This is a genomic window from Nocardioides jejuensis (genome assembly GCF_004337475.1).
Classification (GTDB): Bacteria; Actinomycetota; Actinomycetes; order Propionibacteriales; family Nocardioidaceae; genus Nocardioides; species Nocardioides jejuensis.
The window spans coordinates 1-17,771 of the sequence record NZ_SJZJ01000015.1 but is presented as its reverse complement, the minus strand read 5'-3'; the positions used below and the strand labels follow the sequence as shown (position 1 = coordinate 17,771).

The following is a 17,771-nucleotide window of genomic DNA, read 5'->3' as shown; positions in this document are numbered from 1 at the left end:
ATGCTGCAGACATGAATTCGCCGACGTCGCTGCCCCGCACGCTCGCCCGGCTCCTCCTCGGAGCGTTCCTGACCTTCGCCGGCATCGGTCACCTGACGTTCCTCCGCACGGAGTTCCGCGCGCAGGTCCCGTCGTGGTTCCCGGTCGACACCGACCTGGTCGTGCTCGCGTCGGGTGCCGTCGAGATCAGCCTCGGCTCGGCACTGCTCCTCTGGGCTCGCCGCCGGGTGACCGTCGGCTTCGTCGTGGCGGCCTTCTTCATCGCGATCTTCCCCGGCAACATCGCCCAGTACGTCGAGCACAAGGACGCCTTCGGGCTCGACTCCGACGGCAAGCGGCTGGCCCGTCTCGCCGGTCAGCCCCTGCTCGTGGCGTGGGCGCTGTGGTCCACGGGAGCGTGGCGCGACCGCTCCCGCAGCTGAGGAGCGACGCATCTCACGCCTCTGAGTACTGCCGCGTACACAGGAACGGAACTACATTTCGAGGACGCCCTGTCCAGCGTTTCTTCGCACGACACGGCTCCACCCGTCACCGCGTCCCCGAAGGATCCAGATGCTGCACCGCGCCCTCCTCGAAGGCCGTTCCCTCGCCGCCATGGCCCGCGCCGGAGTCCTTCCGCTGACGCGCCCGGACCACACCATCCGGATGGCCCTCGCGATGAAGGCCTACGGCCCGATGGGTGGCGCGGTCGCCGCAGCCGCGGGTCGCCACGGCAAGCAGGCCGCGATCGCCGACGAGCGCGGCACGATCACGTACGCCGACCTCGACGCGACGATCAACAAGCTCAGCAACGTCCTGCGCGCGTCGTACGAGCCGGGGCAGACCGTCGGCATCCTGATGCGCAACCACCGCAACCCGCTGATCGTCGCCTGGGCTGCGTCCCGCGCCGGCCTCAACACCGTGTGGCTCAACACCGGCTTCTCGCCGCGCCAGGCCACCGAGGTCGCCGAGCGCGAGGGCGTGGACGCGCTCTTCGTCGACACCGACCTCGTGCACCTCACCGAGGACCTGACGATCCCCGTCGTCACCACCGACATCGCGGCCACGACCGACGACCTCGACGCCTACATCGCGCAGGGCTCCGCGACTCCCCCGCCGAGCCCGGCGCGTCCCGGCCGCCTGATCCTGCTCACCTCCGGCACCACCGGTACGCCGAAGGGCGCGCCGCGCACCGAGCCGAAGGGCTACACGCTGCCTGGCGCCATGCTCGACCGCCTCCCGATGCGGACGCGCGGCGCCACCGTGATCGGCCCGCCGCTGTTCCACGGCACCGGCCTGATCATGACGATGATGACGATCGCGCTCGGCTCGACGGTCGTCCTGCGTCGTTCGTTCGACCCGGAGACGTTCGTCGCCGACATCGCGCAGCACCGGGCGACCGCGATCTGCGTCGTCCCCGTGCTGCTGCAGCGCGTCCTCGCGCTGCCGACCGAGGTGACCGAGCAGTACGACACCTCGTCGCTGCGGGCCGCGTTCTGCTCGGGCTCGGCCCTGCCGGCCGCCGTGTCGGCGGAGTTCCAGGACCGCTTCGGCGACGTCATCTTCAACCTGTACGGCTCGACCGAGGTCTCGCTCGCCACGATGGCGAACCCGGACGTCGTCCGCTCGCACCCCACCTCCGTCGGCACCCCCATGCTCGGCTCGCGCGTCGTGCTCATCGGCGACAACGGCAAGCCGGTCGCCAAGGGCGAGCGCGGTCGGGTCTTCGTCGGCACGGTGACCCCGTTCGAGGGCTACACCGGCGGCGGCCACAAGGAGATCATCGACGGCATGCTCGCCACCGGCGACGTCGGCCACTTCGACGACCGCGGCCTGCTCTACATCGACGGCCGCGACGACGACATGATCGTCTCCGGCGGCGAGAACGTCTTCCCGGCCGAGGTCGAGGAGCTGCTGATCACCCACGCCGCCGTCCGCGAGGTCGCGGTCGTCGGCGTCGAGGACCCCGGCTTCGGCATGCGCCTGCGCGCGTTCCTGGCCTGCCACGACGGCGCGTCGCTCACCGAGGACGAGGTGCGTGACCTGGTCCGCGACAACCTGGCTCGCTACAAGGTGCCGCGCGACGTCATCTTCGTCGACGAGCTCCCCCGCAACCCCACGGGCAAGGTGCTCAAGCGCCAGCTCGTCGAGTGGAACGCCGACCAGTGACCGACTCTCCCCTGCACGTCGCCACCCGCATGGCCCGCACCGCGTGGGACATCTCGTGGTTCGGCAACGGGCTCGAGGATCCCTCGCGCACGCCGACGGAGCTCCTGTACGACGAGCCGCACGCCCGCGTCGAGCGCGTCGCTCCCGACGCGCCGGTGTCCGGCAACCCGGTGCTCCTGGTCACCCCGCTCGCCGTACCCGTCACCTGCTGGGACCTGCGCGAGGGCCAGAGCCTCTCCGCCCACCTCACGGGCACCGACGGATCCGGCACCGACGGATCCGGCACCGCCGGCCGACCGACGTACACGATCGACTACGGCGCGATCCGCTTCAGCGACCGCACCATGGGCTTCGAGGACTGGATCGACGGCATCCTGCCGACCGCGATCCGGCGGATCTCGGAGGCCCACGGCGGCGCACGCGTCCACCTCGTCGGCTGGTCGCACGGCGGCACGATGTCACTCCTGACCGCCGCCTGGCAGCCCGAGCTGCCGATCGCCTCGATCAGTGCCTTCGGCACCCCGACGGACTACCGCAAGAACCCGGCGTACGCGGGCGTGCAGTGGATCTATGACCGCGTCGGGGCGCTTCCCCTGGTTGCTCCGACCGCCCTCGTCGGCGGCACCACCGCGCCGTTCACGCGTCTCGGGTACCGCTGGATGGCGCCCGTCCGCGAGATCACCAAGCCATGGACGCTGCTGCGCAACCTGCACCAGCCCGAGGTGCTCGCGCGGATCAACGCGGTCGACCAGTTCGTCGACGCGATGCCCGGCTACCCCGGCCGCTTCTACCACCAGTCCCTCGTGCGCCTGGTCTGCGAGAACGACATGGCGAAGGGTCGTGTCCATCTCCGTGACGACGTCGTGGTCGAGATGGACCGTCTGGTCGCGCCGCTCCTGCTGATCGGCAGCACCACCGACGTCCTCGCGAACGCCGCCTCGGTCGGCGCCGGTGCCGAGGCCTACCGCAATGCCGACGTGCGGTTCGTGAAGGTCAAGGGGCTCAGCCACCTCGGCCTGATCGCCTCGCCGCGCGCCGCGACGGCGACGTGGCCCGAGGTCGACGCCCACCTGGCGGCTCACGACGACTGACGCGGTGCCGACCGGCACCGTGTGACGGGCGCGACACCGCCGTCCACTTACATCGGACATGGTGTCTCACTAACGTGCAGGCCATGAGCCGCTTCGCCCCCATCGACCTCGACGGCGCCCTCGTCGTGATCACCGGAGCCGCGCGCGGCATCGGACTCGCGACCGCCCGTGCCTTCCACGACGTCGGCGCTCGTGTCGCGATCGGCGACCTCGACGGGACCCTGTCCGTCGAGGCAGCCGCGTCGGTTGGTGTGCGGGCGACGGGCCACTCGCTCGACGTCTCCGACCGTGCGTCGTACGCCGCTTTCCTCGCCGCCGCCGAGGAGGCACACGGGCGACCGGTCGACGTTCTGGTCAACAACGCGGGCATCATGCCGTCGGCGCCGTTCCTCGAGCAGCGTGACGAGGTCGACCGGAAGACGTACGAGATCAACGTCCTGGGTCCGTCGATCGGCATGCGCCTCGTGCTCCCGGGGATGATCGAGCGCGGCCGCGGCCACGTCGTCAACGTCTGCTCGCTCGTGGGCCGGTTCCCGCTGCAGGGCCTGGCGGGCTACAACGCGAGCAAGTTCGCCGCACTCGGGCTGACGCAGTCGGTGCGGATGGAGACGGCCGGCACCGGGGTCAGCGTCTCCGCCGTGCTCCCGAGCGCGGTCCGCACCGAGCTCGCCTCGGGCATCGACTTCGGACTCTTGCCCCAGGTCGACCCGGAGGACATCGCCGCGGAGGTGGTCGCCTCGGTGAAGCACCGGCGCTCGGAGACGGCCGTGCCGCGCTACATCGGCGCGGTCGCCCGGATCGGCATGGTCTCGCCTGAGCGGATCATGCGACCGATCCGCAAGGCGCTCAAGGACGACTCCCCCATCAGCAAGGTCGACGACGCCGCACGCCGGAGCTACCTCGACCGGATCGGAGGCTCCCGATGAGCACCATCGAGCACCACGACGTCGTCATCGTCGGAGCGGGCTTCTCCGGCATCGGCGTCGCCATCGCCCTGAAGAAGGCAGGCTTCGAGGACGTGCTCCTCGTCGACGACGCCGATGGCGCGGGCGGCGTGTGGCACTGGAACACCTACCCGGGCGTCGCCGTCGACATCCCGTCGTTCAGCTACCAGTTCTCCTACGCGCAGCGCTCCGACTGGTCGCGCAGCTACGCCAAGGGCGCCGAGCTCAAGCAGTACGCCGACCGGCTGGTCGCCGACTTCGACCTCGCCGACCAGATCCGGTTCGAGACCCGGGTGACGTCAGCGGCGTACGACGAGGAGGAGTGTGTCTGGGACGTCGCCACCTCGACCGGTGACCTGACCGCGACCCACGTCGTCCACGCGGGCGGCCCGCTGAGCCAGCCGAAGTATCCCGACATCGCGGGCCTCGACAGCTTCGCCGGCACCGTCATGCACACCGCGCGCTGGGACCACGCTGCCGACCTCGCCGGCAAGCGGGTCGCGATCATCGGCACGGGCGCGTCGGCGGTCCAGATCATCCCGTCGATCGCCGCCGATGTGGAGCACCTCACGGTCTTCCAGCGGACGCCGATCTGGTGCCTCCCGAAGGCCGACTTCCCGCTCGTCGCGCCGCTGCGCGCCGGCCTCGGCCTGCTGCCCGGGGCCAAGCGCGTGGCCCGCCTGGCCAGCGACCTGTACGTCGAGGCGACCTTTCCCTTCCTGGCGCACTACGGCGGTGCGCTGCAGGCGGGCAAGGTGCTCGAGCCGATGGCCCTCAGCTACCTGAAGTCGCAGGTCGACGACCCGGAGACGCGCGAGAAGCTGACCCCGCGCTACGGCCTGGGCTGCAAGCGCCCGAGCTTCCACAACAGCTACCTGTCGACGTTCAACCGCGACAACGTGGCGCTGGAGACCGGCGGCATCAAGCGGATCACCGAGACCGGCGTCGTGACTGCCGACGGCGTCGAGCACGCTGTCGACGTGCTGCTGCTCGCGACCGGCTTCAAGGTGACCGAGAAGGACGCCCTGCCCGGCTACGACGTCGCCGGCCGCGAGGGAGTGCTCATCGCGGACTGGTGGGAGACCGACCGGCTGCAGTCCTACCAGGGCGTGTCGGCGCCGGGCTATCCGAACTTCTTCACGACCTTCGGGCCCTACGGCTACAACGGCTCGTCGTACTTCCAGCTCGTCGAGGCCACGGCCAGCCACATCGTGCGTGTCCTCACCGAGGCCCGCCGCCGCGGCGCGGCCGAGGTCGAGGTGACGTCACGCGCGCACGAGCGCTACATGGCATCCGTGCGCAAGCGCCGCGGCCCCCAGGTCTTCTGGCAGCCATCGTGCGCCCAGGCCAACAGCTACTACTTCACCAAGGACGGCGACGTGCCGCTGCGGCCCGGGTTCACGCCCGAGGTGCGCTGGCGCAACGCGCACTTCCCGCTCAACGACTACGCCTACGCCTACGCCTGACGTACGGGCGCCTCCTGTCGTGATACCGATCAGTACGGCCCCTCAACCTGCAGAAAAGGGGCCGTACTGATCGGTATCGCGCACGCATCAGCCGGCGAGCAGGCCCTTCGCCACGTGCGTCACCTGGATCTCGTTCGACCCGGCGTAGATCATCAGTGACTTCGCGTCGCGCGCCAGCTGCTCGACGCGGTACTCCGCCATGTAGCCGTTGCCGCCGAAGAGCTGCACGGCCTCCATCGCGACGTCCGTGGCTGCCTCGGTCGAGTAGAGCTTCATCGCCGAGGCCTCGGCGAGCGTCGGGATCGCGCCGGCGCGGAGCTGGCCGAGGGCACTGAAGACCATGTTCTGGCAGTTGAGGCGTGCGACCTCCATCTTCGCGAGCTTGAGCTGGATCAGCTGGAAGTCGCCGATCGGCTTGCCCCAGAGCTCACGGGTCTTCGCGTAATCCACCGAGAGCCGGTGGCACTCGTTGATGATGCCGAGCGAGAGCACCGCGCAGCCGACCCGCTCGATGACGAAGTTGGCCTTGGCGCTCTCGCGACCGTCGTTGGCGGCCAGCGAGCGGTCGAGGGCATTCGGGCCGCCGAGCAGCCGGTCCATGCCGAGGCGCACGTTGTCGAAGGTCAGTTCGCCGGTCGGCGAGCTCATGATGCCCATCTTCTTGAAGGGCTTGCTCTGCATCAGGCCCGCGTCGCCCTTCTCCAGGACGAAGGTGAGGACCTGGCGGTCGCGGAGCGGAGTGCCGTCCCCCTCGTCGAGCTTCGCGTACACGACGATCACGTCGGCGTACGGACCGCCGGTGGTGAAGGTCTTGTGCCCGTTGAGGATCCACTCGTCGCCGTCGCGCCGGACCGTGGTCTTCATGCCACCGAAGGCGTCCGAGCCGGACTCGGGCTCGGTGATCGCCCAGGAGCAGAGCAGCTCGGCGGTGACGATCTTCTTCAGCCACCGCTCCTTCTGCTCGAGCGTGCCCTTCGCAGCGATGGTGCCGGCGCCGAGTCCGAGCGAGACGCCGTAGGTCACTACCGTGCCGAGGCTCTGGCCCGCCAGCTCGGCGAGCAGGACGGCACCCATCGAGTCGACACCCTCCATGCCGGCAAGGAGACCCGTCGGCGCCTTGTCTCCGGCGGACGCCTTCCGCTCCGCCTTCTCGGCCTTGCGAGCGGCGATCTCCTCCGGCGTCCTCTCCGCGCGCCTCCGCTCGGCCGCGAGCAGCTTGTCGACCGCATCGGCGGCCATGGCGTCGAGACCGAAGTCGGCGAAGAGCTTCCGGGCGAGCTCCATCGGCGGTACGACGCCCGTCTCGATGTCGTCGCGGACCGGCGTGAAGTTCTTCGCGATCCAGTCGCGGACCCCATCGCGGATCGCCTCGTCCATGTCGGACCACTGGTGCATGCGGTTCCTCCTCGATCGGGCGCGGCTCGAGTCCGCGCACGTGACGGCAGACACCGTCGGACGAGGAGATACTTACATGGACAACATGTCCAGCATAGATTTCAGCGCGGAGAAATTTCGCCGCATCGAAGCGTCAGAGGGCGACGGGCGCATCCAGGTCGAGGTCGACGCCCGCTACCCCGGCCGCGCCGAGGATCACGCCGCACGACGCCTCGGTCAGGAACTGGATCAGCTCCTTCTTCGTGCTGCGCGAACGGCCCGCGACGAGCCACCGGTTGACGACGCTGTCCGTGACACCCGTGAGGGCGAAGGCGAGGTTCTCCGCTGACCCCCTGCTCACCGAGGCCGCAGGGTCGAGGTGCTTGAGCAGGAGGATGACCAGGTCCGCGACGTTCTGCGCGAACGCTGCCTTGCCGCCTGCGATCGACGGCGAGCCCGGCGTCGGGCGCGTGGTCGAGCCGGTGCCGATGAAGCGGTGCAGGTTCGCATGGGCGGTGACCCAGTCGACGTACGTCTTGGCGGCGACGCGGACCATCTCGCGCAGCGTGCCGCGCGGCACCAGCAGCGGCGCCAGCGTCGCCGTCGCCTCCTGGATGATCCGGATCCGGATCTGCTCGTCGAGGTCCTCGCGGTCACGGAAGAGCTTGTAGACGACCGAGCGCGGAATGCCTGCCTCGGCGGCGATGGCAGCGACACCGACGTCGCCACCCTGGCGGTCGATCAGCGCCACGGCTGCGACGAGCAGTCGCTCGCGGCGTTCCTGGCGGTGGTCCTCCCAGCGCCGATCGCGACCGTCGACCGAACCAGCGGCGTCCACAACCTGACTCATGCGCAAAACCCTAACCGGAGTCCTTGACTGGACACCGTGTCCAACCTAGTTTTTACCTCGGACACCGTGTCTCAGACAGGGCGCATCGAGCGACCCCGCATCCACGAAGGGCTCCATCGCATGGCTAACAAGGTCTACGTCGTCGGCGTCGGCATGACGAAGTTCGAGAAGCCCGGCGCGAAGGACTGGGACTACCCGGACATGGCCCGCGAAGCGGGCACCAGGGCGCTCGAGGACGCCGGCATCGCGTACGACGCGATCCAGCAGGTCCACGTCGGCTACGTCTACGGCGATTCGACCTCCGGCCAGCGCGCTGTCTACGAGCTCGGCAAGACCGGCGTCCCGATCACGAACGTCAACAACAACTGCTCGACCGGGTCGACCGCGCTCTACCTCGCGGCCCAGGCGATCCGGGGCGGTCTCTACGACTGCACGCTCGCCCTCGGCTTCGAGAAGATGCAGCCTGGCTCGCTCACCTCGCACTTCGACGACCGCACCAACCCGATGCTCGACCACCTGATGGCGCTGGCGGAGCTGCAGGAGTTCTCCCTGCCGGCGGCGCCGTTCATGTTCGGCGCTGCAGGGCGCGAGCACATGGAGCGCTACGGCACGACGCTCGAGCACTTCGCGAAGATCGGGTTCAAGAACCACAAGCACTCGGTCAACAACCCGTACGCGCAGTTCCAGACCGAGTACACCCTGGAGCAGATCCAGGACGCGCCGATGATCTACTCGCCGCTGACCAAGCTGCAGTGCTCCCCCACGTCCGACGGCTCCGGCGCCGTGATCCTCGCCAGCGAGGCGTTCGTCGACAAGCACGGTCTGGCCGACCAGGCGGTCGAGATGATCGGCCAGTCGATGGTGACCGACATGGAGTCGACCTTCACCGACAACTCGGCGCAGTCACTCGTCGGCAAGGAGATGTCCCGCGAGGCCGCGCGCCAGGTCTACGAGCAGGCCGGCTTCGGCCCGGAGGACGTCGCCGTCATCGAGCTCCACGACTGCTTCTCGGCCAACGAGCTGATCACCTACGAGGCGCTCGGCCTCTGCGCCGACGGCGAGGCCGGCAAGCTCATCGACAACGACGACACGACGTACGGGGGTCGTTGGGTCGTCAACCCCTCCGGAGGCCTGATCTCCAAGGGCCACCCGCTCGGCGCCACGGGCCTGGCCCAGTGCTCCGAGCTCACCTGGCAGCTGCGCGGCACCGCCGACAAGCGCCAGGTCGAGCGCGCCGCCCAGGCCGGCGGCATCGCGCTGCAGCACAACATCGGGCTCGGCGGCGCCGTCGTCGTCTCGGCGTACCGCCGCGCCTGATCCCGACACGCCCTCCGCGCTGCTCGATCGCCGAGCACCGCTCATCCGCCCCACCACACCAAGGAGCCACCATGGCCAGCGTTTCCGTCACCCAGTCCCTCCCCGTCGACGTCGAGACCGCGTACGGCGCGCTCGCGAACCTCGAGGGCTACAAGGACTGGCTCAAGATCCACCAGAGCTGGAAGTCGGAGCTGCCCGCGCCCGACGCGATCACGGTCGGCACCCAGATCACCGAGGTCGTCTCCGTCATGGGCATGGCCAACAAGATCGAGTGGACCGTCACCGAGGCCAACGCGCCCAAGTCGATGACGATCGAGGGCACCGGCATGGCCGGCGTGAAGATCAAGTTCACGATGTCCGTCGCCGACAACGGCAACGGCTCCGACGCGACGATCGACGCCGAGTTCAACGGAACCATGGTCGTCGGCCCGATCGGCAAGGCCATCGCGAAGAACACCACGGCCGACCTCGAGGCCTCGCTCGCCCAGCTTGCCGAGCTCGTCTCCGCCTGACCCTCCACGCAGCGAAAGGCGTACTCCGCGATGAGCACCGAGACCCTCAAGGCCACCACGCCCGTCAGCTTCAACGACGACGGCATCGGCGAGTGGACCGAAGACGTCGTCTTCGAGGTCACCCGTGAGCGCATCGCGGAGTACGCCGCCGCGACGAACGACCCGATCGAGGCCCACCTGAAGGGCGAGATCGCCTCGCCGGTCTTCGCGGTGGTCCCGACGTTCTTCTCGATGGCGCCCGCCGCCCTCGAGGTCGCGCCGGTCGAGCTCCTGATGAAGCTCGTGCACGGTGAGCAGGACTTCCACTTCCACGCCCCGATCAGGCCCGGCGACGTGCTGACCTGTCGCGCGCGGGCCACCGGCTACGCGGCACTGAGCACCGGCTCGACGGTCGTGGTCAAGGCGGAGACCCGCAACCAGGACGACGTCCTGGTCAACGAACAGTTCATCACCGCGTTCTTCCGCGGCGTCGACGCGGGCAAGGACGTCGGTGAGCTCGCCCCCGGCCATGCCCTCGACCCCGCCCTCACCACCGGTACGCCGATCGCCGAGGTCACTGCGCACGTCGACGAGGACCAGACCTTCCGCTACTCCCCTGCCTCCGGCGACCCGATGCCGATCCACCTCGATGAGGAGATCGCGCAGATGTCCGGCCTGCCCGGCATCATCAACCACGGCCTCTGCACGATGGCGTTCACCTCGTGGGCCGCGCTCGACTCCTTCGCCGACGGCGACGTCACCCGGCTCAAGCGCTTCGCGGTCCGCTTCGCCAAGCCCGTCCTTCCCGGCGAGGACATCACCACCCGCTTCTGGGAGCTCCCCGCCACGACCGAGGGCGACCGCGCCGTCGGCTTCGAGACCTCCGTCGGCGATGCCCTCGTCATCCGCGACGGCCTCGCCGTCTTCACACACTGAATCTCGATCCGCCGCGCGCGCCTGCGCGATCACCGAACACCAAAGGACACGCACATGGGAACCCTTGACGGACGCGTCGCCATCGTCACCGGCGCCGGTCGCGGCATCGGCCGCGAGCACGCCCTCCTCCTCGCCCGCGAGGGCGCCAAGGTGGTCGTCAACGACCTCGGCGGCGCCAACGACGGCAGCGGCTCCGACGCTGGTCCGGCACAGGCGGTCGTCGACGAGATCCTCGCCGCCGGCGGCGATGCCGTGGCCAACACCGACGACGTCGCCACCTGGGGCGGCGCGGAGAACCTCGTGCAGCAGGCGATCACCGTCTTCGACGGCCTCGACATCCTCGTCAACAACGCCGGCATCCTGCGCGACGCCTTCATCCCGGCCATGGAGGAGCACCAGTGGGACGCCGTCCTCGCCGTGGTCCTCAAAGGCACCGCCGCCCCGATCCATCACGCCGCGGCGTACTGGAAGGAGCAGTCGAAGGCGGGCAAGCCGGTCGCCGCGTCGATCATCAACACGGCGTCCGCCTCAGGCACCTTCATGCCCAACGCCGGCCAGGCCAACTACGGCGCTGCCAAGGCCGCGGTCGCCGCGCTGACCCTGGTCGCCGCCGACGAGCTCGACCGGTACGGCGTACGCGCCAACGTGATCGCACCGATCGCCCGCACGCGTCTCACCCTGGCCACGCCGGGGATGGGTGCGATGTTCGCTGCCGAGGTCGAGGAGGGTGAGTTCGACGCGTTCGCACCGTCCAACATCTCCCCGATCGTCGCCCGGCTCGCGGCCGAGGACTGCAAGCTCACCGGAAAGTTCTTCGGCGTCCAGGGCGGCGTGATCCAGGAGTTCCAGGGCTGGCACGAGGTGAGCTGCATCGAGTCCGAAGGTCCGTGGGAGATCGCCGACCTCGCTGACCGACTGGGCTGACGCCCACCACCACCCGCGCCACCCCTCCCGCGTCACCCTCAGGAGCACATCGCACATGGCCCGTCAGAACTACGAGCTCGGTCTCGGCATCATCGAGGAGCACGTCGACCTCGCCACGGCAGTCGCCGACCTCGCAGAGAACGTCTTCTCCGCCGATGCCGTCCGCGCGATCGTCGACGCCAGGAAGCCCGAGAAGTTCCCGCCGTTCTGGAAGTCGCTGGTCGACTACGAGCTGCTCGGCCTGCACATCTCCGACGAGTACGGCGGGTCGGGCGGCGGCCTCACCACCCTCGCCGTCGCGCTGGAAGCGCTCGGTCGCCACGCGATCCCGGGCGCCTTCGTCCCGACGGTCCTGGCGTCCGGCCTGATCCAGGCAGCAGGTGGCGAGGCAACCGCCCTGCTGCCGTCCCTCATCGACGGTACGACGACGGCTGCTGTCGCCCCCGAAGGCACCACGCTGCCGACTGCGGTCGCCGACAGCAGCGGCCTCGCGGTCAGCGGCACCTGGGACGGCGTCGCGGCCGGCGACGTCGCCGACCTGCTCGTCCTGCCGGTGTCCGTCGATGGCGACACCCGGTGGATCGCCGTCCCGGCCGACCAGCTCGAGGTCGCACCACAGGACAGCGTGGACGTCCTGCGCAGCGCTGCCCGAGTCACCGCGACCGACCTGCTGGTGCCCTCCGCCCGGGTCCTCACCGGGCTGACCGCCGACCGTGCACGCTCGATCACCGCGGTCGTCCTGGGCGCCGAGCTCGCCGGCGTCATCGCCTGGTCGGTCGCCACCGCGTCGGAGTACGCCAAGATCCGCGTCCAGTTCGGCCGACCGATCGGCCTCTTCCAGGGAATCAAGCACAAGTGCGCCTGGATGGGCATCGCCCTCGAGCAGGCCCGCGCGGCCGTCTGGGACGCCGCGACCGCGATCGACAAGGGCGACGACACGGCCGACTTCGCCGGCAAGGTTGCTGCCGCCCTGGTTCCCGAGCTGGCTGTCAGGGTCACGCAGGACTGCATCCAGGCGCACGGCGGCATCGGCTTCACGTGGGAGCACGACGCCCACCTCTACTACCGCCGCGCACTGGCCACCCGCGCCGCCCTCGGCAGCCACGAGATCCGCGCGCTCCGCGTCGCCGACGACTTCATCGCTGGCCGCGCCCGGGCACTCGAGATCGAGCTCCCGGCGGAGGCCGAGGCAATCCGCACCCAGGTGAGGGCCGAGCTCGACGCGATCCAGGCGATCGACGACGAGGACGAGCGCCTCGCCGCCCTCGGTGACGGTGGATGGGTGCTCCCCTACTTCCCGGCGCCGTACGGCCGCTCCGCCGGCCCCCTCGAGCAGGTCGTCATCGCCCAGGAGATCAAGGCGGCTGGCGTGCAGGTACCGAACCTGCTGATGGGCATCTGGGCCCTCGCCTCGATCGTCGGCTACGGCTCCGACGAGCTCAAGGAGGAGTTCGGCCTGCCGACGCTGCGCGGCGACATCATGTGGTGCCAGCTCTTCTCCGAGCCGGGCTCCGGCTCCGACCTCGCCTCGCTGCAGACCAGGGCCACCAAGGTCGAGGGCGGCTGGCGGATCAACGGCCAGAAGATCTGGACCTCGATGGCTCAGTTCTCCGACTGGGGCATCCTCATCGCACGCTCCAACCCGACCGCCCCCAAGCACGAGGGCATCACGTACTTCCTCCTCGACATGAGCAAGGAGGGTGTCGACATCCGCCCGCTCAGGGAGATGACCGGCTCGGCGCTCTTCAACGAGGTCTTCTTCGACGACGTCTTCATCGAGGACAGGTACGTCGTCGGCACGGTCGACGACGGCTGGAAGGTGACGCGCACCGCGCTGGCCTCCGAGCGCGTGGCGCTGTCCGGCAAGATGCCGGCGTACGCCAACGACAGCGACCTGCTCCGCTTCACCCGCGACCGCGACCTGACACCGGTGACGCGCGCGAAGATCGGCGAGCTCGTCGCCGAGTCGCAGGCGATCGACGTGATGAGCAACCGGATCGTCCTCAAGCAGTTGCTCGGCGCCGACAGTGGCACGACGGCCTCGGTCAACAAGCTGCTGGCGATGAGCATCAGCCAGAAGATCGCGGAGTTCATCACCGCGAGCCTCGACGTGGCGGGCGCCTTCTCGGTCCCAGGCGAGCGCACCGACCATGCCCTCGAGCAGCTGATCGGTGGCCGCGCGACGACCATCTACGGCGGCACGACGGAGGTCCAGCTCAACCTGATCGGCGAGCGCATGCTGGGCCTGCCGCGGGACGCCCAGTGAGGTCACGATGCTGAGTCACGAGATCCACGGCAGTGGAGCGCCGCTCGTCCTGCTGCACGGCCTGACCCACCGCCGCCAGGCCTGGTATCCGGTACTGGAGCACCTCACCGACCACCGGACCGTCGTCCTCCTCGATCTCCCGGGCCACGGAGACTCCCCGGACCTCGTCGTGCGCGACGGCGACGTGCAGGGCGCGATCCGCGGCGAGCTCGAGCAGACGCTGGACGCACTGGGGCTCGACCGGCCGCACATCGCGGGGAACTCCCTCGGCGGCCGGATCGCCCTCGAGGCCGCAGCCGACGGCATCGTCGCGAGCGCGACCGGGCTGTCGCCGGCGGCCTTCTGGTGGGGCTCCGCGGACTTCGTCTACATCCGCTCGGTCTTCACCTGGCTCACGACGAGCGCACGGCTCATGGCGCCGGTCGTGCCCACGCTCGCCCGATCGCCGCACGCCCGGCGGGTCATGGGCACCATGGTCTCCACGCGCAGCGACCTGATCCCGCACGAGGAATTCGTCGCCGACCTCCGCGGCATGCGGCGCGCGATCCCGGCGATGAAGCAGATCTTCCCGGCGGCCGAGCCGTTCACCGGGCGGATCCCGAGCGACGTACCGGTGACCATCGCGTGGGGCGAGCACGACCGGATCCTGCTCGGCTACCAGGCCGCCATCGCTCGCCGGCGCATGCCGCACGCACGCCACGTACTCCTCGAGGGCTGCGGTCATGTGCCGATGGCCGACGATCCGGCCCAGATCGCGGCCGTCCTGCTCGCAGGCAGCGCGTCGGTGAGCCCGGACGTCGCCACGGCCTGACGGGCCGCACGACCTGACGCCCCGGGCGTCCACCGGGTACAGGGTGTATCCCTTTCTGGTTAGCGATCGTTAACATGGCGCCATGGACCGCAACATCTTCGAGCCCGAGCACGACGACTTCCGCAAGAGCGTCCGCGCGTACATCGAGCGCCAGGTCGTCCCGGCGTACCCGGAGTGGGAGAAGGACGGCATCGTCCCGAAGTCTCTCTTCACCGACCTCGCCGAGCTCGGCCTCACCGCCGCGGTCCCCGAGGAGTACGGCGGCGCGGGCCTGCACGACTTCCGCTTCAACGCGATCTTCATCGAGGAGGGCGCGTACGCCGGCGTCGGCCCCGCGATCCTCGGCCCGACCCTGCACTCCGACATCTGCCTCCCCTACCTGCTCGAGCTGACCACCGACGAGCAGAAGGCCCGCTGGCTGCCGAAGGTCGCGTCGGGCGAGTCGATCGTCGCGATCGCGATGACGGAGCCGGGCACCGGCTCGGACCTCTCGGGCATCCGCACCAAGGCGGTGCGCGACGGCGACGACTACGTGATCAACGGCGCGAAGACGTTCATCACCAACGGCCAGAACGCCGACCTCGTGATCCTCGCCTGCCGCACGGGCGAGCACCCCCACAAGGGCATCTCGCTGATCGTCGTCGAGGAGGGCACCCCGGGCTTCTCGCGCGGCCGCAACCTCGAGAAGGTCGGCATGCACGCCCAGGACACCTCCGAGCTGATCTTCGAGGACTGCCGCGTCCCCGCCGCCAACCTGCTGGGCAACGAGGGCGAGGGCTTCTTCGGCCTCACCAACAACCTCCCGCAGGAGCGCCTCAACATCGCCATCGGTGCCATCGCCGGCGCCCGCGCCGCGCTGGAGTGGACCAAGCAGTACGTCCGCGACCGCAAGGCCTTCGGCAAGCCGATCGGCTCGCTGCAGACGATCAGCCACCGCCTCGCGCTGCTCGAGACCGAGGTCGAGATCACCCAGACCTACATCGACCGCTGCATCGTCGAGCACAACGCCGGCGGGCTCTCCGTCGCCGACGCCGCCAAGGCGAAGCTCTGGTCCACCGAGGTCCAGGGCCGCGTCGTCGACGCCTGCGTCCAGCTCCACGGCGGCTACGGCTACATGCTCGAGTACCCGATCGCCCGGGCCTACATCGACAACCGCGTCCAGCGGATCTACGGCGGCACCTCCGAGATCATGACCGAGATCATCGGCCGCAGCCTGAACCTCGGCTGAATCCACCTCCGTCGTACGCCGCGCCGGTCACCCTCACGGGTGGCCGGCGCTGTGCGTTGAGCCACATCTGCGCCGAACCGCGTCATGCATCACCGATCGGAAGGTCTCCCCCTCGTGCGGCCGGGATCGGCTGCGCACCATCTCGGAACACAGGGGAATCACCGATGAGCATCCAGACCGACGAGCCTACGACCGCCCGTCATGCGGCCGCACGACAGAGCGTGGATCCCGAGTCCTCGGGACTGGCGCTGGTGCTCGTCCTCGCCGTCCTGATCGTCCTGGCTGCGCTCGTCATGTGACTTTCCTCAAAACGTTGTCCAGAAATGCGCCGTCAACTTCGTGAATCCATTCACATGGCGCCAGAATGACTCCGTGACCGAGACCAACCAGTCGCAGCAGACCACGACCGACGTACTCCTCATCGGCGGCGGCATCATGAGTGCCACCCTCGCCACGATGATTGCCGAGCTCGAGCCGTCCTGGACGATCCGCGTCCTCGAGCGCCTCGACCGCCCGGCCCGCGAGTCCACCGGTCCGTGGAACAACGCCGGCACGGGCCATGCCGCCCTGTGCGAGCTCAACTACACGCCGCAGGCCGAGGACGGCAGCGTCGACATCTCGAAGGCCGTCGTGGTCAACGAGCAGTTCGCGCTCTCCCGCCAGCTGTGGTCGTTCCTGGTCGAGAACGGTCGCCTGCCGAGCGCCGACGCGTTCATCCACCCGACGCCGCACATGAGCTTCGTCTGGGGCGCGGACAACGTCGCGTACCTGCGTGAGCGTCACCGCCTGCTCTCCGAGCACCCGCTCTTCGAGGGCATGCTCTACACCGAGGACCCCGAGCAGATCCGAGCCTGGGCGCCGCTCCTCCTCGAGGGCCGCGACAGCGACGAGCCGATCGCCGCGACGTACGCCGTCCAGGGCACCGACGTCGACTTCGGCGCGCTCACCGAGCTGCTGCTCGGCAGCGTCGCGGAGCGCGGCCTGACCGTCGACTACAACGCCGACGTCTCGAAGGTGAAGCGTGCCGACGACGGTCTGTGGATCGTCAAGGGCAAGAAGGACGGCCAGAAGTTCGAGCACCGGGCGCGGTTCGTCTTCGTCGGCGCTGGCGGCCGTGCGCTCACCCTGCTGCAGAAGTCGAAGATCCCCGAGATCAAGGGCTTCGGCGGCTTCCCGGTCAGCGGCGAGTTCCTCCGCACCGACAACCCGGAGATCGTCGCGCGCCACCACGCCAAGGTCTACGGCAAGGCTGCCGTCGGTGCTCCGCCGATGTCGGTGCCGCACCTCGACACCCGCGTCGTCAACGGCAAGACCAGCCTGATGTTCGGCCCGTACGCCGGCTTCTCGCCGCGCTACCTCAAGCACGGCTCGCTGCTCGACATGTTCAAGGCGATCCGCTGGCACAACCTGATCCCCATGATGCGGTCGGGCCTGGCCAACATCCCGCTGACGATCTACCTGATCACGCAGCTCATCTCGCGCCCGAAGACGAAGTTCAAGGACCTCCTCGACTTCTTCCCGGATGCCGACATGAAGGACTGGCAGAAGATCATCGCCGGCCAGCGCGTCCAGGTGATCCGCCCCAACGGCGTGCTGCAGTTCGGCACCGAGGTCATCACCCACGCCGACGGCTCCATCGCCGGCCTGCTGGGCGCCTCCCCGGGCGCCTCGACGGCCGCGCCGATCATGTTCGAGGTCCTCGAGCGCTGCTTCCCCTCGCAGTGGGACGGCTGGCAGCCGAAGCTCACCGAGATGGTCCCGAGCCACGGCCATAAGCTCTCCGACGAGCCGGGCCTGGCCCGCGAGGTCCAGAAGCGCACCGCCGAGGTGCTGGGTCTGGACCTACCCGAGGTGCCCGAGGTCGCCTGACCTCCACCTGGTCATCCTCCGGAGGCGGCCAAACTGTCAGTCTGACAGTTTGGCCG

Annotated in this window: 16 protein-coding genes; 14 read left to right on the top strand and 2 right to left on the bottom strand. The window is 69.4% G+C overall.

The annotated features are described in order from the left end of the window. Window positions 1–11 precede the first annotated feature (11 nt). From EPD65_RS09775 to EPD65_RS09755, 5 genes are all read left to right on the top strand, one after another. Window positions 12–422, top strand: coding sequence for a DoxX family protein (locus EPD65_RS09775; protein WP_131583596.1), 411 nt, complete (start codon window positions 12–14; stop codon window positions 420–422). 130 nt (window positions 423–552) lie between these two features. Continuing rightward, window positions 553–2,148, top strand: a complete 1,596-nt coding sequence (locus EPD65_RS09770; RefSeq protein WP_131583594.1) for an AMP-binding protein — start codon at window positions 553–555, stop codon at window positions 2,146–2,148. Then, window positions 2,145–3,239 (top strand): alpha/beta hydrolase, encoded by a 1,095-nt coding sequence (locus EPD65_RS09765; protein WP_131583592.1) that lies wholly within the window; start codon window positions 2,145–2,147, stop codon window positions 3,237–3,239. Before EPD65_RS09770 ends, EPD65_RS09765 begins: the two co-directional genes overlap by 4 nt. Window positions 3,240–3,322: 83 nt before the next feature. Continuing rightward, on the top strand, window positions 3,323–4,165 hold the full coding sequence (locus tag EPD65_RS09760; RefSeq protein WP_131583590.1) for an SDR family oxidoreductase: 843 nt from the start codon (window positions 3,323–3,325) through the stop codon (window positions 4,163–4,165). Beyond that, complete coding sequence (locus tag EPD65_RS09755; RefSeq protein WP_131583588.1) at window positions 4,162–5,649, top strand: flavin-containing monooxygenase; 1,488 nt, start codon at window positions 4,162–4,164, stop codon at window positions 5,647–5,649. The genes EPD65_RS09760 and EPD65_RS09755 overlap by 4 nt, the downstream gene beginning before the upstream one ends. Before the next feature lie 87 nt (window positions 5,650–5,736). Here the strand turns inward: EPD65_RS09755 and EPD65_RS09750 are convergent, their stop codons facing one another. Further along, the gene (locus EPD65_RS09750) at window positions 5,737–7,044 is read right to left on the bottom strand and encodes an acyl-CoA dehydrogenase family protein (protein ID WP_131583586.1); all 1,308 of its coding nucleotides are present in this window, start codon (window positions 7,042–7,044) and stop codon (window positions 5,737–5,739) included. 133 nt (window positions 7,045–7,177) lie between these two features. Beyond that, a complete protein-coding gene (locus EPD65_RS09745; RefSeq protein WP_131583584.1) occupies window positions 7,178–7,873 on the bottom strand; it encodes a TetR/AcrR family transcriptional regulator in 696 nt (231 codons plus the stop codon). 120 nt (window positions 7,874–7,993) lie between these two features. Here EPD65_RS09745 and EPD65_RS09740 point away from each other — a divergent pair, with 120 nt between their 5' ends. The 9 genes from EPD65_RS09740 to mqo all read left to right on the top strand — a co-directional run bounded on the left by EPD65_RS09740 (window position 7,994) and on the right by mqo (window position 17,715). Then, complete coding sequence (locus EPD65_RS09740) at window positions 7,994–9,190, top strand: lipid-transfer protein (RefSeq protein WP_131583582.1); 1,197 nt, start codon at window positions 7,994–7,996, stop codon at window positions 9,188–9,190. A 71-nt stretch (window positions 9,191–9,261) separates the two neighbouring features. Further along, window positions 9,262–9,702 (top strand): type II toxin-antitoxin system Rv0910 family toxin, encoded by a 441-nt coding sequence (locus EPD65_RS09735; protein ID WP_131583580.1) that lies wholly within the window; start codon window positions 9,262–9,264, stop codon window positions 9,700–9,702. Window positions 9,703–9,732: 30 nt separating this feature from the next. After that, window positions 9,733–10,617 carry a MaoC/PaaZ C-terminal domain-containing protein gene (locus EPD65_RS09730; protein WP_131583578.1) on the top strand — a complete coding sequence of 295 codons (885 nt, stop codon included), beginning with the start codon at window positions 9,733–9,735 and terminating at the stop codon, window positions 10,615–10,617. 54 nt (window positions 10,618–10,671) lie between these two features. Then, a complete protein-coding gene (locus tag EPD65_RS09725) occupies window positions 10,672–11,541 on the top strand; it encodes an SDR family oxidoreductase (RefSeq protein WP_131583576.1) in 870 nt (289 codons plus the stop codon). 55 nt (window positions 11,542–11,596) lie between these two features. Continuing rightward, window positions 11,597–13,807 carry an acyl-CoA dehydrogenase family protein gene (locus EPD65_RS09720; RefSeq protein WP_131583574.1) on the top strand — a complete coding sequence of 737 codons (2,211 nt, stop codon included), beginning with the start codon at window positions 11,597–11,599 and terminating at the stop codon, window positions 13,805–13,807. A 7-nt stretch (window positions 13,808–13,814) separates the two neighbouring features. After that, complete coding sequence (locus EPD65_RS09715; RefSeq protein ID WP_131583573.1) at window positions 13,815–14,618, top strand: alpha/beta fold hydrolase; 804 nt, start codon at window positions 13,815–13,817, stop codon at window positions 14,616–14,618. An 82-nt stretch (window positions 14,619–14,700) separates the two neighbouring features. After that, entirely contained in the window at window positions 14,701–15,846 is a 1,146-nt protein-coding gene (locus EPD65_RS09710) for an acyl-CoA dehydrogenase family protein (RefSeq protein WP_131583572.1), read from the top strand. Window positions 15,847–16,010: 164 nt separating this feature from the next. After that, complete coding sequence (locus EPD65_RS16655; protein ID WP_279387560.1) at window positions 16,011–16,145, top strand: hypothetical protein; 135 nt, start codon at window positions 16,011–16,013, stop codon at window positions 16,143–16,145. Between the two features lie 73 nt (window positions 16,146–16,218). Further along, window positions 16,219–17,715 carry a malate dehydrogenase (quinone) gene (gene mqo, locus EPD65_RS09705; protein ID WP_131583570.1) on the top strand — a complete coding sequence of 499 codons (1,497 nt, stop codon included), beginning with the start codon at window positions 16,219–16,221 and terminating at the stop codon, window positions 17,713–17,715. Window positions 17,716–17,771: the final 56 nt, after the last annotated feature.

Bases quoted from the DNA above. Each gene is read 5' to 3' on its own strand.
- EPD65_RS09775 (WP_131583596.1), top strand. From the start codon at position 12: ATGAATTCGCCGACGTCGCTGCCCCGCACGCTCGCCCGGCTCCTCCTC.
- EPD65_RS09770 (WP_131583594.1), top strand. From the start codon at position 553: ATGCTGCACCGCGCCCTCCTCGAAGGCCGTTCCCTCGCCGCCATGGCC.
- EPD65_RS09760 (WP_131583590.1), top strand. From the start codon at position 3,323: ATGAGCCGCTTCGCCCCCATCGACCTCGACGGCGCCCTCGTCGTGATC.
- EPD65_RS09755 (WP_131583588.1), top strand. From the start codon at position 4,162: ATGAGCACCATCGAGCACCACGACGTCGTCATCGTCGGAGCGGGCTTC.
- EPD65_RS09750 (WP_131583586.1), bottom strand. From the start codon at position 7,044: ATGCACCAGTGGTCCGACATGGACGAGGCGATCCGCGATGGGGTCCGC.
- EPD65_RS09745 (WP_131583584.1), bottom strand. From the start codon at position 7,873: ATGAGTCAGGTTGTGGACGCCGCTGGTTCGGTCGACGGTCGCGATCGG.
- EPD65_RS09740 (WP_131583582.1), top strand. From the start codon at position 7,994: ATGGCTAACAAGGTCTACGTCGTCGGCGTCGGCATGACGAAGTTCGAG.
- EPD65_RS09735 (WP_131583580.1), top strand. From the start codon at position 9,262: ATGGCCAGCGTTTCCGTCACCCAGTCCCTCCCCGTCGACGTCGAGACC.
- EPD65_RS09730 (WP_131583578.1), top strand. From the start codon at position 9,733: ATGAGCACCGAGACCCTCAAGGCCACCACGCCCGTCAGCTTCAACGAC.
- EPD65_RS09725 (WP_131583576.1), top strand. From the start codon at position 10,672: ATGGGAACCCTTGACGGACGCGTCGCCATCGTCACCGGCGCCGGTCGC.
- EPD65_RS09720 (WP_131583574.1), top strand. From the start codon at position 11,597: ATGGCCCGTCAGAACTACGAGCTCGGTCTCGGCATCATCGAGGAGCAC.
- EPD65_RS09715 (WP_131583573.1), top strand. From the start codon at position 13,815: ATGCTGAGTCACGAGATCCACGGCAGTGGAGCGCCGCTCGTCCTGCTG.
- EPD65_RS09710 (WP_131583572.1), top strand. From the start codon at position 14,701: ATGGACCGCAACATCTTCGAGCCCGAGCACGACGACTTCCGCAAGAGC.
- EPD65_RS16655 (WP_279387560.1), top strand. From the start codon at position 16,011: ATGAGCATCCAGACCGACGAGCCTACGACCGCCCGTCATGCGGCCGCA.